This is a genomic window from Candidatus Neomarinimicrobiota bacterium (genome assembly GCA_018647265.1).
In the GTDB taxonomy this organism is placed as follows: Bacteria; Fidelibacterota; Marinisomatia; order Marinisomatales; family TCS55; genus TCS55.
The window spans coordinates 1-14,548 of the sequence record JABGTK010000108.1 but is presented as its reverse complement, the minus strand read 5'-3'; the positions used below and the strand labels follow the sequence as shown (position 1 = coordinate 14,548).

Below are 14,548 nucleotides of genomic sequence, written 5' to 3'. Positions count from 1 at the left end.
GAGATGGTAATGCCGGGTGACAATGTAGAATTAGAAGTTGAATTGATTACACCAATCGCAATGAATAAAGAATTACGATTCGCTATTCGTGAAGGCGGCCATACTGTTGGCGCCGGTGTTGTCACTGAGATTGTAGAATAGGAGACTCTTTTAATGGCTGGCAATAGCAAGCGCGCAATAATTCAGTTGGAAAGCACAGCTGGAACCGGTTACCGTTATACGGTAGCTAAAAGTAAACGTCTGCACCCGGGACGAGTGGAATATCGTAAATACGATCCAGTTGTTCGCAAGCACGTCATCTTTAAAGAGACCAAGTAGACTTTCCGGTAGAACTGTTTTAGTCCTCTTTTTGATGGCTGAAAATTTCAAGAAGGAGTGTAGCTCAATTGGTAGAGCACCGGTCTCCAAAACCGGGGGTTGCAGGTTCAAGTCCTGTCACTCCTGCAAAAATTAGATACTGAATACGTGAAATCGTTTTAGTTAAGGCATAATGAATAAGATTACAAAGTTTTTTTCCGAAGTAAGTTTCGAAATGAAAAAAGTCTCCTGGCCAAATTGGGAAGAATTGAAAGGGTCCACATTCGTGGTTATTTCATTCTCAATTATGATCAGTGTATTCCTGTTTTTTATTGATCGAATTTTGGCAACTATTATACAGGTGGTTCTTTAGTCAATGAATTGGTATACCCTCAGAGTAATTTCCGGCAAAGAAAAGAAGGTGCGTGAGAATCTTCTCTTTGAATTGGATTTTCAATCACTTTCTGAAGAGGTAGAAACTGTTTTAGTTCCGTCTGAAAATATTGTCGAGATGAAAGACGGTAAAAAGAAAGTAAAGAACAAAGTTTTTTTCCCCGGGTATATCTTGATTCATATGAGTGAGTCAAGAGAAGCGCGACATCTTGTTGAAAACACAACAGGTGTAATCAATTTTGTTGGCGCTAATAATGAACCTCAAGCGCTTAGAGAAGAAGAAGTTACTCGAATCCTGGGAGAAGTTGAAGGTCGTGAAGGCCGTGAAGTAGTGAAGGCGCCCTATAAAGTAGGCGATGCAGTAAAAGTAACCGATGGTCCATTTGCGGATTTTTCTGGTTACGTTAATGAAGTGAATCAAGATAAACAAAAGGTAAAGGTTTCTGTCAGTATTTTTGGACGACCTACGCCGATTGAATTAGATTTTTTACAAGTAGAATTAGAGAAATAGGCTAAGAAATGGCAAAAAAAGTCACAGGTTTTATTAAGCTTCAAATACCTGCAGGAAAAGCAAATCCCGCACCGCCTGTGGGCCCTGCTTTGGGTCAACATGGTGTGAATATTATGGAATTTTGTAAAGCATTTAATGCTGCTACTCAGGATCAAGCTGGAATGATTATTCCGGTAGTGATCACCGTTTATGCAGATCGTAGTTTTACTTATATTACCAAAACACCACCTGCTGCAGTCCTGCTTAAGAAAAAAGCTGGTGTTCCAAAAGGTTCTGGCGAGCCAAATCGTGAAAAAGTCGGTAAAGTTTCTGAAGCTGACCTACGAGAAATCGCTGAGATTAAAATGAACGATTTAAATGCCAATTCAGTTGAAAAGGCGATGGAAATGATTCGTGGAACCGCCCGTAGTATGGGTTTAGAGGTAAAAGGATAATGAAAGTCGGAAAAAACAAAGCAGCCGCAGATACTAAGCTAGATCGTATGAAAGAATACGCTTTGGAAGATGCTGTTAAATTGGTCAAAGATTTAAAGTTTACTAAATTTGATGAGTCTGTAGATTTGGCAATCAATTTAGGTGTTGACCCACGCCATGCAGATCAAAATATTCGTGTAACAACCACATTGCCCCACGGAACGGGTAAAGAAGTGAAATTGCTAGTTATTACACAAGGGCCTAAAGAAAAAGAAGCCGAAGATGCAGGTGCCGATTATGTGGGTAAAGAATACCTTGAAAAAATTAAAAATGGTTGGGATGATATTGATAAAATTATCGCTACCCCAGACATGATGCCCGAATTGGGTAGATTAGGAAAAATTCTAGGCCCTAAAGGACTTATGCCAAACCCAAAAAGTGGTACAGTTACTATGGATGTGGCCAGCGCAGTGAAAGAATTAAAAGGTGGTAAAATCGAGCTTCGAGTTGAAAAAACCGGTATTATTCATACGCAATGTGGTAAAAGTTCATTTGAAGAAATTGCATTGGTCGAAAATATCCGTGCAATTTATGACACCCTAATGAAAGCTAAGCCTTCTTCTGTAAAAGGAACGTACTTCAAAAAGCTGAGTGTTTCTTCTACTATGGGGCCCGGCATAAAAGTAAGTCAAGGAAGCATTAGGTAAGCAAATGCCGAATACAAAAAATATTCAACAAGTTGAAGTATTAACTGAAAAACTTGGAAGAGCTAAAGCAATTTATATTACACAATATCTCGGCCTAAATGTCGAGGATGTGACAGAGCTTCGTCGTGAATTCCACTCCAATGGTGTGGAATTCTTGGTTGCAAAAAACACACTTTTAAAACTGGCGGCGAAAAGTAATAAAATCGACGGTTTGGATCCCTATTTAAGCGGTCCAACGGCGGTTGCATTATCGTACGAAGACCCAACCGGCCCCGCGCGGGTACTGAAAAAATTCACAAAAGACCGCGATTTGCCTGAAGTAAAAGGAATCGTGTTTGATGGGGATGTGCTGGATGGCAGCGAATTCAAACGAATTGCTGACATGCCAACAAAAGAACAATTGCTGGGCATGCTTGCCGCGCTATTACAATCCCCGCTAACCAATTTGATGTGGGCTTTAAAATCGCCTATGACAGATTTGGGTAATGCGTTAAGCAATCTAAAAGATAAAAAATCTAATTAAGACATAATAAGGAGCTATGATAATGGCTGATACAAACAGAGCCGATGTGCTAACCTATCTAGAAAATGCCAATATGATGGAAATTTCTGATCTCATCAGTGAGATTGAAGAAAAATTTGGTGTAACTGCTGCAGCCCCTGTTGCCGCTGTTGCTGCTCCCGCTGGTGGCGGCGAAGCAGTTGCTGAAGAAAAAGATGAATTTGATGTTGTTTTAACATCTGCCGGTTCATCTAAAATCAGTGTAATTAAAGCTGTTCGCACGATTACTAGCTTAGGCTTAAAAGAAGCTAAAGAATTAGTTGATAGTGCTCCGAAAGCAATCAAAGAAGGTGTTTCCAAAGCAGAAGCTGAAGAAGTTAAAACTCAGTTAGAAGAAGCCGGTGCTTCAGTCGAATTAAAATAACTCGACTGAAAACGCCTATCTTTCTGCAAGATATCAATTCGCCCTTTTCCACCATTACAATGGAGGCTTAATTGGCTGCCATAACCAATCCGTACGCCGAGCGTTATTCGTTCGAAAAAACGAAATCTGAGATTGAATTCCCTGACCTTTTATCGGTTCAGGTGGATGCATTCCAGTCTTTCATTCAAGAACATGTGATAGAAGATGAACGTCTAAATATTGGACTAGAAGAAGTATTTAGAAACTTTTTCCCGATTGAGGATTCTCATCGGAATTACGTCCTGGAATACAAAAGTTATTTCCTAGGATTAGCTAAATATACCCCTGAACAATGTATTGACCGAGGGCTGACATATTCAGTTCCTATGAAAGTTCGTTTAGTTCTTCATATAACTAATGAAGATGATCGAAGCAAATATGACCAATCCATTGAACAGGAAGTTTATTTTGGTAATATTCCTAACATGACCCCAAAGGGGACTTTTGTAATCAATGGTGCGGAACGAGTAATCGTTTCTCAGCTACAGCGTTCGCCGGGTGTTTTCTTTGATCAATCTGTTCATCCCAATGGTACCAAATTATTTCAGGCAAGGATTATTCCTTTCCGTGGATCGTGGGTTGACTTTACCACCGATATTAATGATAGTATTTTTGCTATTATTGATCGTCGAAGAAAATTTCCTGTTACCATGTTGTTGCGTGCCCTAGGGTATTCAACTAATGCAGATATTTTTCGCGTATTCGGTTGTATTGAAGAAGTCAAACTGAATTCAAAAAATGTTTCAAAAGCGATTGGTTGCACCGTTATAGAAGATATTATTAATACTGAAACGGGTGAAATCTTTCTTGAGGGTGGGACTGAACTTTCACAGGACATCATTGATGAGTTAAAGAAGGCCAAAATCAAATCTGTTGAAGTAGTAGACTCTAATAAAAACTTCCACGCAATGATGCTTCTGAATTCCATGATTAAGGATCCCAGTAAAAATACTGAGGAAGCGCTTACTATTGTTTATCAATTGCTCCGTTCCGGTGAACCGCCAAACCTTGAAACTGCCCAGAAATTCATTGAAAGAATTTTCTTTAATCCTAAAAAATATGATTTGGGTGAAGTGGGTCGGTATCGCTTAAATCAGCAGTTCGGATTAAATGTACCGGTTGAAGAAACAGTACTAACTATGGATGATATTATCCAGGTTATCAACTTTTTAGTAAATATGCGCAAGGGTGAAAGAGGATCTGACGATATTGACCATTTGGGTAATCGTCGAGTGAAGTCAATTGGTGAGCAGCTTACTAATCAGTTCTCAATTGCTTTAAGTAGAATGCTCCGTACTATATATGAACGTATGAATCTTCGTGAGCAGGAGTCAATTACACCCCAGGATTTAATTAATTCTCGTGTTGTAACGACAGTGGTGAATACCTTTTTTGGAACCAGTCAAATGTCCCAGTTTGGTGACCAGACAAACCCATTGGCAGAGGTGACGCATAAACGTCGTATTTCTGCTTTAGGGCCAGGTGGTTTAACTCGAGAAAGAGCAGGCTTTGAAGTTCGAGATGTTCATTATACCCATTACGGGCGCCTGTGTCCAATTGAAACGCCAGAGGGTCCAAATATTGGTTTAATTTCCTCTTTGGCTTTATTGGCCAAAGTGAATCGCCATGGATTTATTGAAGCGCCTTATCGTAAGGTTAAAGTAAAAGATGGGCATGCTTATGCTACTCATAATATTAGTTACCTTTCTGCCGACGATGAAGATCGCGTCATGATTGCCCAGTCAGATGAAGAGTTGGGTAAGGATGATATTCTCACGAGTGAGCATATTCGCGCAAGAATTAAAGGTGACTTCCCCATAGTTACTCCGGATCAAGTTGAATTTATGGATGTGGCGCCAAATCAGATTTTATCGGTGGCAGCTTCATTGATTCCATTTTTAGAACATGATGATGCAAACCGTGCCCTTATGGGGTCTAATATGCAGCGTCAAAGTGTGCCGTTGATGAGGCCAGATTCACCAATCGTGGGAACTGGGCTTGAGACAAAAGTAGCAGTAGACTCAAGATCTGCCGTTGTATCGCCGGTAAATGGTCGTGTGCACTATGTTGATTCTAATAAGATTGTTATTCGGACATACGATGTACCTGAAGAATTAACATTGATTGATGGTGAGAATCTTGTTTCAATCGAATTAAGAAAATTTAAAAGAACAAACCAAAATAGTTGCCAAAACCAGCGTCCGATTGTTTCGGAAGGTGAAAAAGTCGAAAAAGGCCAGCCTATTGCCGATGGAACATCCACGGAGAATGGTGAACTAGCCTTAGGTAAAAATATTACTGTTGCCTTCATGCCTTGGCGAGGATACAATTTTGAGGATGCAATTGTCATTAGTGAACGAACGGTGAAAGAAGATTTGTTCACCAGTATTCATGTCAATGAGATTGAACTCGAAGTCCGTGATACAAAACGTGGCGAAGAAGAATTGACAGCTGAAATTCCAAATGTTGGGGAAGATGCGACCAAAGAATTGGACGATCGTGGTATCATCCGTATTGGTGCGAAAGTTAGCGATGGCGATATTCTAATTGGTAAAGTGACTCCCAAAGGTGAAACCGATCCAACGCCTGAAGAGAAGTTACTCCGAGCCATTTTTGGTGAAAAAGCCGGAGAAGTAAAAGATGCTTCCAAGCGGGCCGACCCTGGAGTTAAGGGTGTTGTAATTGGAACTAATTTATTTGAAAAACGCAGCAAATCAGCCCGTTCTGAAGAAAGAAAAAATATTCTTGAAATTCAGAAGAGCACTGCCATTCGGAAAAAAGAACTTAAGGAATCCCGTGATGTGAAATTACTGGCTTTACTTAAGGATCAGGTTTCTGATGGTATTCGAGATTTATCTTCAGGTCGAACTCTTATTAAAAAGGGTACAAAGCTGACAGGAAAAAGGTTAAAAACCTATAATCTGGAACGTTTCGCTCAGGATGCATCCTGGGTTGATGATAAGCAAGCTTGGAAAAGAATAAAAGCAGTATGGCGTTCATTTTTGAAAGAGTGGCGAATTATAGAAGAAACGCTCGAAAGAGATGTTTTCAAATTGCGCGTTGGTGATGAGCTTCAGCCCGGGATTTTAAAACTGGCTAAAGTTGATATTGCTAATAAACGTAAAATTCAAGTCGGTGATAAAATGGCTGGCCGTCACGGAAATAAGGGTATTGTCGCAACTGTAGTTCCTGAAGAAGATATGCCGTTTCTTGAAGATGGAACCCCAGTGGATGTTGTATTGAATCCGCTAGGTGTGCCGTCTCGTATGAACTTAGGTCAGCTCTATGAAACAATGCTGGGCTGGGCTGGAGATATATTGGGCATAAAGTATGCAACGCCTGTATTTAATGGTGCAACACCAGCCGAAGTTGAAACAGAAATGAAAAAAGCTGGACTTCCTCTTACAGGAAAGACAACTTTAATCGATGGACGCACTGGTGAAAAAATGGAAAATCCTGTTACCGTAGGTACTATCTATATGATGAAACTAAGTCATATGGTGGATGATAAAATGCATGCCCGTTCAACGGGACCGTATTCGCTCGTTACTCAGCAGCCGCTGGGTGGTAAAGCTCAGTTTGGTGGTCAACGTTTCGGTGAAATGGAATGTTGGGCACTAGAAGCTTATGGCGCAGCGCATACTTTGCAAGAAATCTTGACCGTTAAATCGGATGATGTGGACGGCCGTTCAAAGGTATATAACGCAATCGTAAAAGGTGAAGCTCTGCCGAAATTTGGTGTTCCTGAGTCGTTTAACGTACTCATCAAGGAACTGCAGGGCCTTAACTTAGACATAGAATTAGACTAGGGGAGAATTACATTGACTTTCATTCAAACCAATAAACTAGATACAAGTAAAGGCTTTTCTTCGATAACCATTGGATTGGCATCGCCGGAAAGTGTTTTACAGAAATCCTATGGGGAAATCCTCAAACCTGAAACAATCAACTATCGTTCCTACAAACCAGAAAAAGACGGTCTGTTTTGTGAAAAGATTTTTGGACCTGTAAAAGATTACGAATGCCATTGCGGTAAATATAAAGGTATTCGTTATCGTGGTATTATCTGCGATCGCTGTGGTGTTGAAGTTACCCGTAAAAAAGTGCGTCGCGAACGGATGGGGCATATTACTTTGGCAGTTCCTGTAGTGCATGTCTGGTATTTGCGTGCAATCCCTTCAAAACTCAGCTATTTAGCCGGTATCAGTACAAAAAATTTAGAAAAAGTTGTTTATTATGAACAATTTCTGATCATTGATCCGGGTAAAAGCGGTAAAGAACAATTTGAGATGATTGATGAGCCTGAATTCCTAGAGCTGGAACAGCTTTACGGTTTTGATGCAGTGAGTGAAGAAGAACGTGATAATGAAGATTTTTTCTATGCAACCATGGGTGGTGAAGCGCTGAAAGAAATGTTATCAAGGATGAACCTTGTAGAACTTCGCCGTGAAATGGAAGACGTTCTTAAAACTTCCAAATCCAAACAAAAACGCGAAGAAGCACTCAAACGTCTGAAGGTTGTTAAATCGTTTTTGGTTGACATGAATACAACCAAAAAGATTAATAAACCTGAGTGGATGGTTGTGCCCATTTTACCCGTGATACCACCAGAGTTAAGACCTCTAGTTCCATTGGACGGCGGACGTTTTGCTGCCAGTGATCTCAACGATTTATATCGTCGCATTATAATTCGAAACAACCGTTTAAAACAGTTGATGGAAATCAAAGCTCCGGATGTCATTTTGCGTAACGAAAAACGGATGCTTCAGGAATCTGTGGATGCCTTGTTCGACAATAGTCGCCGTAAAACAGCTATCCGTAGTGGTACGCGTCGACCGTTAAAATCTATCTCAGATATGATTCGAGGAAAAACCGGACGATTCCGTCAAAATTTATTGGGTAAACGTGTCGATTATTCCGGCCGTTCCGTAATTGTAGTGGGTCCTGAGCTTGAACTCCATGAGTGTGGATTGCCAAAGGATATGGCTCTTGAGTTATTTAAGCCTCACATGATTAATGCATTGATAGCCCGCGGTTATGCCCAAACGCCCCGTAGTGCAAAACTATTAATTGAAGATAAGGATCCAATAGTATATAAGGTTCTTGAATATGTTGTCCATGATCACCCTGTGCTGTTAAACCGGGCGCCAACGCTTCACCGTTTAGGTGTTCAGGCCTTTCAGCCAGTTTTGGTTGATGGAAAGGCGATTCGTATTCACCCATTGGTTTGCGCGGCATTTAACGCTGACTTTGATGGTGACCAAATGGCGGTGCACGTACCCTTGTCTTTGGCTGCACAAATGGAAGCGCGCGTACTCATGCTTTCTAGTCATAATATTTTACACCCTGCAAATGGTAAACCTTTGGCGTTGCCATCTCAAGATATGGTCTTGGGAACCTATTACCTTACTCGAAGACGGACAGGTTGTAAAGGTGAAGGAAAATCCTTCGGCTCGTTCAATGAAGTCCTTATGGCGTATGAAAATAAAGCTGTGGATGTTAATGCCATTATAAATGTCCGCCATAATGGCGAGTGGCAGAAAGACACCACTGTTGGAAGAGTGATTATTAATGCAATTATCCCAGAAGAAATGGGCTATGTAGATAAAATAATTGATAAAAAACTATTGAGCAAACTGGTAAATGAGATTTACCTCGTTGCCGGAAATAAAAAGACCGTTATCTTTTTGGATAAGCTCAAAACTATTGGCTTTAATGCTGCGACAAAAGCAGGTATTTCTATTGCAATAAGCGATATTCTGATTCCTGATGCGAAGGATGAAATAATTGATGCAGCTCAAAAAAAGGTGGACGCTATTCAGGATAAGTTTAAACGTCATATTTTAACTGACGGTGAACGATACAACAAAATTATTGATATATGGACCCATGCAACTAATGATGTTGCTGGGAGCATGATGGATTCCATGAAATCTGATGACCAGGGTTTTAACCCAGTATATATGATGGCGGATTCCGGTGCTCGTGGGAGTCAAGATCAGATTAAACAGTTGGCCGGTATGCGCGGATTGATGGCTAAACCGAAGAAGTCAATGACAGGTGGAAAGGGTGAAATTATTGAATCACCAATTACATCAAACTTCAAAGAAGGATTATCTGTTCAGGAATATTTTATTTCCACTCACGGTGCCCGTAAAGGATTGGCTGATACAGCTTTAAAAACTGCTGATGCTGGTTACTTGACCCGTCGTCTTGTCGATGTGGCGCAGGATGTTGTGATTTCCGAGATAGATTGCGGTACCATCAATGGTATCTTAGCAGACGATCTGAAAGAAGGGGAAGATATTATTGAACCATTATCTGAAAGAGTTCTCGGAAGGACACTTTTGGAAGATTTTATCGAAGATGGTAAAGTTGTGATAAAGGCTGGAACAATGGTCCGTGATGAAGAAGCCAACAGTATTGCTGATAGCAATATTGAATCACTTCACATCCGATCTGTGCTGACTTGCGAATCACTTCGTGGTGTATGTGCCAGATGTTACGGCTGGAACCCATCTAATCACAAATTGGTGGACTTGGGAACAGCAGTTGGAATACAAGCAGCCCAAAGTATTGGCGAGCCTGGTACGCAGTTAACGTTGCGGACATTTCATATCGGTGGTACAGCAACACGTATCATTGAGCAGTCAGAAATGCAGACGAAGCGCCCCGGGACTATAAAGTATTCTGAAAATCTTGACGTCGCTGATGCAAAGGATGAATCGGGCGTCTTGGTTAATCGCTGTATGGTACGACATGCTAAAATTGCTATCACAGATAAAGACGGCCGTGTCATGGCTGAATACAATGTTCCTTATGGTGCAAACATGAATGTTGGTGATGGTGAAAAAGTACCCGCAGGAACAAGCTTGTTCCAGTGGGATCCGTATACTGATGTTATTTTAGCTCGTCAAACGGGTATCGTTGAATTAAAAGATTTTATTGAAAATGAAACCTACCAAGTTGAATCTGTCGAGGGTGGTAAAAAGCAGATGGTAATCGTCGAAGCTAAAGACCGCAACATGAGTCCTCATATTGAAATTATGGATAAACATGGTACTGTCCTTGCGGGTGGAACTATTTTGCCAGTGACTGCAAATCTTGTAGTACGCAATGGTGATAAAGTTGTACGTGGCCAGACGCTTGTAAAAATTCCAAGAGCAATTGGTAAAACGCGCGATATTACAGGTGGTTTACCAAGAGTAACTGAATTGTTCGAAGCGCGAAAGCCTTCTGACCCTGCTGTTGTTTCTGAGATTGATGGTTTAGTCAAATTTGGCGAAACAAAGCGTGGAATTCGAAAAATCATCGTAGAAGGCGTAGATGGTGTTGAGCGTAAATACTCAATCCCCTACGGTAAGCACGTGGTTGTCCATGAAGGTGATAAGATTACCGCCGGTGTTTCTCTGTGTGAGGGTAGTATTTCGCCAGCAGACATTCTTAATGTATTAGGGCCAAATAAGGTTCGCGAATATTTAGTAAACGAAATTCAAGAAGTTTATCGTTTGCAGGGCGTTAAAATTGATGACAAACATATTGAGGTCATCGTTCGCCAGATGATGCAGAAGGTAAGTATTGACGAAGTAGGTGATTCCCGTTACTTACCTCAAGATCGTGTGAATAGAGCCGAATTTTTCGAAACAAATGAAAAAATGCAATCCATGGTGGTTGTAACCAATTCCGGCGATTCTGAGTTGGAAGAGGAAGTATTGGTAGATAAAAAAGAATACCAGGAAATTAATAAAGCATTAAAAGAAGATGGTAAAAAACCGGCTAAATCCCGGAAAACCAATCCAGCTACATTTAATCCATTATTGATGGGTATTACACGAGCATCTTTAAACACGGAAAGTTTTATTTCTGCTGCATCATTTCAGGAGACCACGCGAGTCTTGACCGATGCCTCTACATCAGGAAAAACAGACTACCTCCGTGGATTGAAAGAGAATGTTGCAGTGGGACGATTAATTCCCGCCGGAACTGGATCGCCACATTTAAGAGATATTTTGGTTTCTGACCCTGAATCTGCATTGGCGGATAAAGCGGAAATAACAGAAACAAAAGTCATCTAAAAAAAAGACTAAAATGATTCAAAAACACATTGCTAAACAATTCAATCTTATTGTAACTTTATAAGCTTTTATGGAACCGAAATGCCGACGATAAACCAATTAGTTCGCCAAGGAAGAAAGCAGGTGAAGAAGAAACTCACTACACCAGCTTTAAAAGGGAACCCCCAAAAACGTGGGGTATGTACGCGTGTATATACCACAACTCCGAAAAAGCCAAACTCTGCTCTCCGAAAGGTGGCACGTGTAAGGCTGACTAACGGGATTGAGGTTACTGCATATATACCTGGAGAAGGTCACAATCTTCAAGAGCACTCAATCGTTTTGATTGAAGGTGGTCGTGTGAAAGATTTGCCCGGAGTTCGTTATCACATTGTTCGTGGTACGTTAGACACAGCCGGAGTGACAGATCGCAAAACCAGCCGTTCTCGTTACGGCGCTAAACGTCCAAAAGATTAATTATGAGAAGAAGAAGACCAGAAAAAAGAAAAATTTTACCCGATCCCATTTATAATGACTTGGAAGTGGCAAAGTTTATGAATTATTTAATGTTTGGTGGCAAAAAAGGTGCAGCTGAGCAGATTTTTTACGGTGCTATGGGTACAATTAAATCTCGCACAAAAAAAGATGGTGTTGAAATTTTCAAATTGGCTGTAACCAATACAGCTCCTATGCTGGAAGTAAAATCCCGCCGTGTTGGTGGTGCAACCTACCAAGTGCCGATTGAGGTGCCAAAGCATAGACAATTTTTCCTGGCCTCACATTGGCTTATTAATGCTGCGCGAAGTCGTTCAGGCAAACCTATGCAGGAACGTCTGGCTGCTGAGCTTATATCTGCTGCGAATAATGAAGGCGGCGCTATAAAGAAAAAAGAAGATACGCACCGGATGGCTGAGGCAAACCGTGCATTCGCCCACTTTAGATAAATTATACTAGTACCTTATGAAAAAAATTGCACTACAGAATGTTCGCAATATTGGTATCATGGCCCACATTGATGCTGGTAAAACAACACTGACTGAACGAATACTTTATTACACTGGTCGTACACACAAGATTGGTGAAGTACACGATGGTGGCGCAACCATGGATTGGATGGAGCAGGAAAAAGAGCGTGGTATTACTATCACTTCTGCTGCTACAACAGCCATTTGGGAAGACCACCGCATAAACATTATTGATACACCAGGTCACGTTGACTTTACCGTAGAAGTTGAACGGTCCTTGAGGGTGTTGGATGGGTCTTGCGCTGTCTTTTGTGCTGTTGGCGGAGTAGAGCCTCAAAGTGAAACAGTGTGGCGCCAAGCTGATAAATATGACGTTCCAAGAATTGCTTTTGTCAATAAGATGGATCGTATTGGTGCTGACTTTTATAATGTTTTGGGAATGATCAAAGATCGTTTAGGCGCTAATCCTTTGCCGATCGTATTGCCGATTGGTGCAGGTGATATTTTTACAGGTATTATTGACCTGATTTCAATGAAAGCTATTTTATACAATGAATCTTCATTGGGTGCTCATTTTGAAATAGGCGACATTCCTGATGACATGAAGGAAGAAGCTGAGAAATGGCGTCACCATTTAATCGAAGAGACTGCCGGTTATGACGAGCATTTGCTTGAAAAGTATCTTGGCGAAGAAGAAATTACAGAAGATGAATTGAAGGCTGCGATTCGCAAAGGTTGTCTGGACAACACCTTCGTGCCGACACTATGTGGTTCTGCATTTAAAAATAAAGGCGTTCAACGGTTGTTGGATGCTGTGAATGATTTTTTGCCTTCCCCGCTTGATATAGGCGAAATCGTTGGTCAAGACCCTCATGATTCCGACGTTAAAATGACACGTATGCCTAGCGAAGATGAACCATTTAGCGCTTTGGCGTTTAAAGTTATGACAGATCCTTTCGTGGGTAAATTAACCTTTATGCGAGTATACTCCGGCACTTTGAATGCCGGTTCGTATGTTTCTAACCCAAACACAGGTAAGCGTGAAAGGGTCAGTCGATTCTTATTAATGCATGCCAATAAAAGAGAAGAATTAGAAAAAGTATCTGCCGGCGAAATTGTCGCTGCTGTTGGTCTAAAAAATTCCCATACCGGCCATACGCTCTGTGAAGAGAAAAAAGAAATTATTTTGGAATCGATGGAATTCCCAGAACCGGTTGTTGAAGTATCTGTTGAGCCCGCAACCAAAGCTGATCAAGATGCATTGTCTAAAGGAATGGCGAAGCTGGCTGAAGAAGATCCAACTTTCAAGGTATCAATACATCCCGACACGGGTCAAACGATTATTGCCGGAATGGGTGAGCTTCATTTGGAAATTTTAGTGGATCGTTTGCTTCGTGAATTCAAAGTGAAGGCTAATGTGGGTACTCCGCAAGTTGCTTATACTGAAGCGATTACAAAACGTGTAGAAAAAATTGATGTTAAATTTGCTCGCCAGTCCGGTGGCCGCGGTCAGTATGGCCATGTTGTAATCAACGTCGAACCAAACGAAGTCGGTAAGGGCTATCATTTTGAAGATAAAATTGTGGGTGGTGCTATTCCTCGTGAATATATCCAGCCAACCAATCAAGGTATGCGAGAAGCGATTAAAAATGGCGTGTTGGCCGGGTATCCAATTGAAGATATCCGCGTTGAGCTCGTCTACGGTTCTTACCATGATGTAGATTCTTCAGAAATGGCGTTTAAAATTGCCGGTTCCATGGCAATTCAAGAAGCGTGTAAAAAAGCAGGCCCTGTATTGATGGAGCCAATGATGAAGGTTGAAGTCGTTGTTCCCGAAGAGTACTTAGGGGACGTTATGGGTGATATTAATTCACGCCGAGGAAATATTGAAAAAATGGGCCAGCGTAAAGATGCTCATGTTTTAAATGCAGTTGTGCCACTGGCTAGAATGTTTGGTTATGCAACAGATTTACGGTCCATTACACAGGGACGTGCAGTGTTCCACATGGAGTTCTCAAACTTTAAACAGGTACCAAGCTCAGTGAAAGAAGATATTATTGAGATGGTTCATGGTAAAGCTTCTTAAGGATAAGGATACAAGATTATGGCAAAGCAAAAATTTGAACGAAGTAAACCCCATTTAAACATTGGGACAATTGGTCATGTTGATCATGGAAAAACAACGCTGACCGCAGCGATTACCATGACACAGGCCTCCAAAGGTTTAAGTGAAACACGTTCTT

General features: G+C 41.1%; 14 protein-coding genes and 1 tRNA gene. All 15 read left to right on the top strand.

The window, feature by feature from the left end; translation table 11 throughout:
• The coding region (gene tuf, locus HN459_06185) for an elongation factor Tu (GenBank protein MBT3479037.1) at window positions 1-141 on the top strand (141 nt) is incomplete at its 5' end.
• Between the two features lie 12 nt (window positions 142-153).
• Window positions 154-318, top strand: a complete 165-nt coding sequence (gene rpmG / locus HN459_06180; GenBank protein ID MBT3479036.1) for a 50S ribosomal protein L33 — start codon at window positions 154-156, stop codon at window positions 316-318.
• 53 nt (window positions 319-371) lie between these two features.
• Window positions 372-444: transfer RNA gene (locus HN459_06175), tRNA-Trp, on the top strand.
• Between the two features lie 46 nt (window positions 445-490).
• On the top strand, window positions 491-670 hold the full coding sequence (secE, locus tag HN459_06170) for a preprotein translocase subunit SecE (GenBank protein MBT3479035.1): 180 nt from the start codon (window positions 491-493) through the stop codon (window positions 668-670).
• A gap of 3 nt (window positions 671-673) precedes the next feature.
• A complete protein-coding gene (gene nusG / locus HN459_06165) occupies window positions 674-1,201 on the top strand; it encodes a transcription termination/antitermination factor NusG (protein ID MBT3479034.1) in 528 nt (175 codons plus the stop codon).
• 8 nt (window positions 1,202-1,209) lie between these two features.
• The gene (gene rplK / locus HN459_06160; protein ID MBT3479033.1) at window positions 1,210-1,635 is read left to right on the top strand and encodes a 50S ribosomal protein L11; all 426 of its coding nucleotides are present in this window, start codon (window positions 1,210-1,212) and stop codon (window positions 1,633-1,635) included.
• Window positions 1,635-2,321: a 50S ribosomal protein L1 gene (locus HN459_06155; protein MBT3479032.1), complete on the top strand. Its 687-nt coding sequence runs from the start codon at window positions 1,635-1,637 to the stop codon at window positions 2,319-2,321. The genes rplK and HN459_06155 overlap by 1 nt, the downstream gene beginning before the upstream one ends.
• A gap of 4 nt (window positions 2,322-2,325) precedes the next feature.
• Window positions 2,326-2,844: a 50S ribosomal protein L10 gene (locus tag HN459_06150; protein MBT3479031.1), complete on the top strand. Its 519-nt coding sequence runs from the start codon at window positions 2,326-2,328 to the stop codon at window positions 2,842-2,844.
• A gap of 22 nt (window positions 2,845-2,866) precedes the next feature.
• Window positions 2,867-3,247: a 50S ribosomal protein L7/L12 gene (gene rplL, locus HN459_06145; GenBank protein MBT3479030.1), complete on the top strand. Its 381-nt coding sequence runs from the start codon at window positions 2,867-2,869 to the stop codon at window positions 3,245-3,247.
• 71 nt (window positions 3,248-3,318) lie between these two features.
• Window positions 3,319-7,095 (top strand): DNA-directed RNA polymerase subunit beta, encoded by a 3,777-nt coding sequence (rpoB, locus tag HN459_06140; protein ID MBT3479029.1) that lies wholly within the window; start codon window positions 3,319-3,321, stop codon window positions 7,093-7,095.
• A 21-nt stretch (window positions 7,096-7,116) separates the two neighbouring features.
• Window positions 7,117-11,361, top strand: a complete 4,245-nt coding sequence (rpoC, locus tag HN459_06135) for a DNA-directed RNA polymerase subunit beta' (GenBank protein MBT3479028.1) — start codon at window positions 7,117-7,119, stop codon at window positions 11,359-11,361.
• Between the two features lie 81 nt (window positions 11,362-11,442).
• A complete protein-coding gene (locus HN459_06130) occupies window positions 11,443-11,817 on the top strand; it encodes a 30S ribosomal protein S12 (protein ID MBT3479027.1) in 375 nt (124 codons plus the stop codon).
• A 2-nt stretch (window positions 11,818-11,819) separates the two neighbouring features.
• Window positions 11,820-12,284, top strand: a complete 465-nt coding sequence (gene rpsG, locus HN459_06125; protein ID MBT3479026.1) for a 30S ribosomal protein S7 — start codon at window positions 11,820-11,822, stop codon at window positions 12,282-12,284.
• A gap of 16 nt (window positions 12,285-12,300) precedes the next feature.
• A complete protein-coding gene (gene fusA, locus HN459_06120; protein MBT3479025.1) occupies window positions 12,301-14,391 on the top strand; it encodes an elongation factor G in 2,091 nt (696 codons plus the stop codon).
• An 18-nt stretch (window positions 14,392-14,409) separates the two neighbouring features.
• Window positions 14,410-14,548, top strand: a 139-nt coding sequence (gene tuf, locus HN459_06115; GenBank protein MBT3479024.1) for an elongation factor Tu, incomplete at its 3' end; no start/stop codon positions are given.

Coding starts and splice junctions, on each gene's coding strand:
- rplL (MBT3479030.1), top strand. CDS start 2,867: ATGGCTGATACAAACAGAGCCGATGTGCTAACCTATCTAGAAAATGCC.
- fusA (MBT3479025.1), top strand. CDS start 12,301: ATGAAAAAAATTGCACTACAGAATGTTCGCAATATTGGTATCATGGCC.
- rplK (MBT3479033.1), top strand. CDS start 1,210: ATGGCAAAAAAAGTCACAGGTTTTATTAAGCTTCAAATACCTGCAGGA.
- HN459_06155 (MBT3479032.1), top strand. CDS start 1,635: ATGAAAGTCGGAAAAAACAAAGCAGCCGCAGATACTAAGCTAGATCGT.
- rpsG (MBT3479026.1), top strand. CDS start 11,820: ATGAGAAGAAGAAGACCAGAAAAAAGAAAAATTTTACCCGATCCCATT.
- nusG (MBT3479034.1), top strand. CDS start 674: ATGAATTGGTATACCCTCAGAGTAATTTCCGGCAAAGAAAAGAAGGTG.
- secE (MBT3479035.1), top strand. CDS start 491: ATGAATAAGATTACAAAGTTTTTTTCCGAAGTAAGTTTCGAAATGAAA.
- rpmG (MBT3479036.1), top strand. CDS start 154: ATGGCTGGCAATAGCAAGCGCGCAATAATTCAGTTGGAAAGCACAGCT.
- HN459_06150 (MBT3479031.1), top strand. CDS start 2,326: ATGCCGAATACAAAAAATATTCAACAAGTTGAAGTATTAACTGAAAAA.
- HN459_06130 (MBT3479027.1), top strand. CDS start 11,443: ATGCCGACGATAAACCAATTAGTTCGCCAAGGAAGAAAGCAGGTGAAG.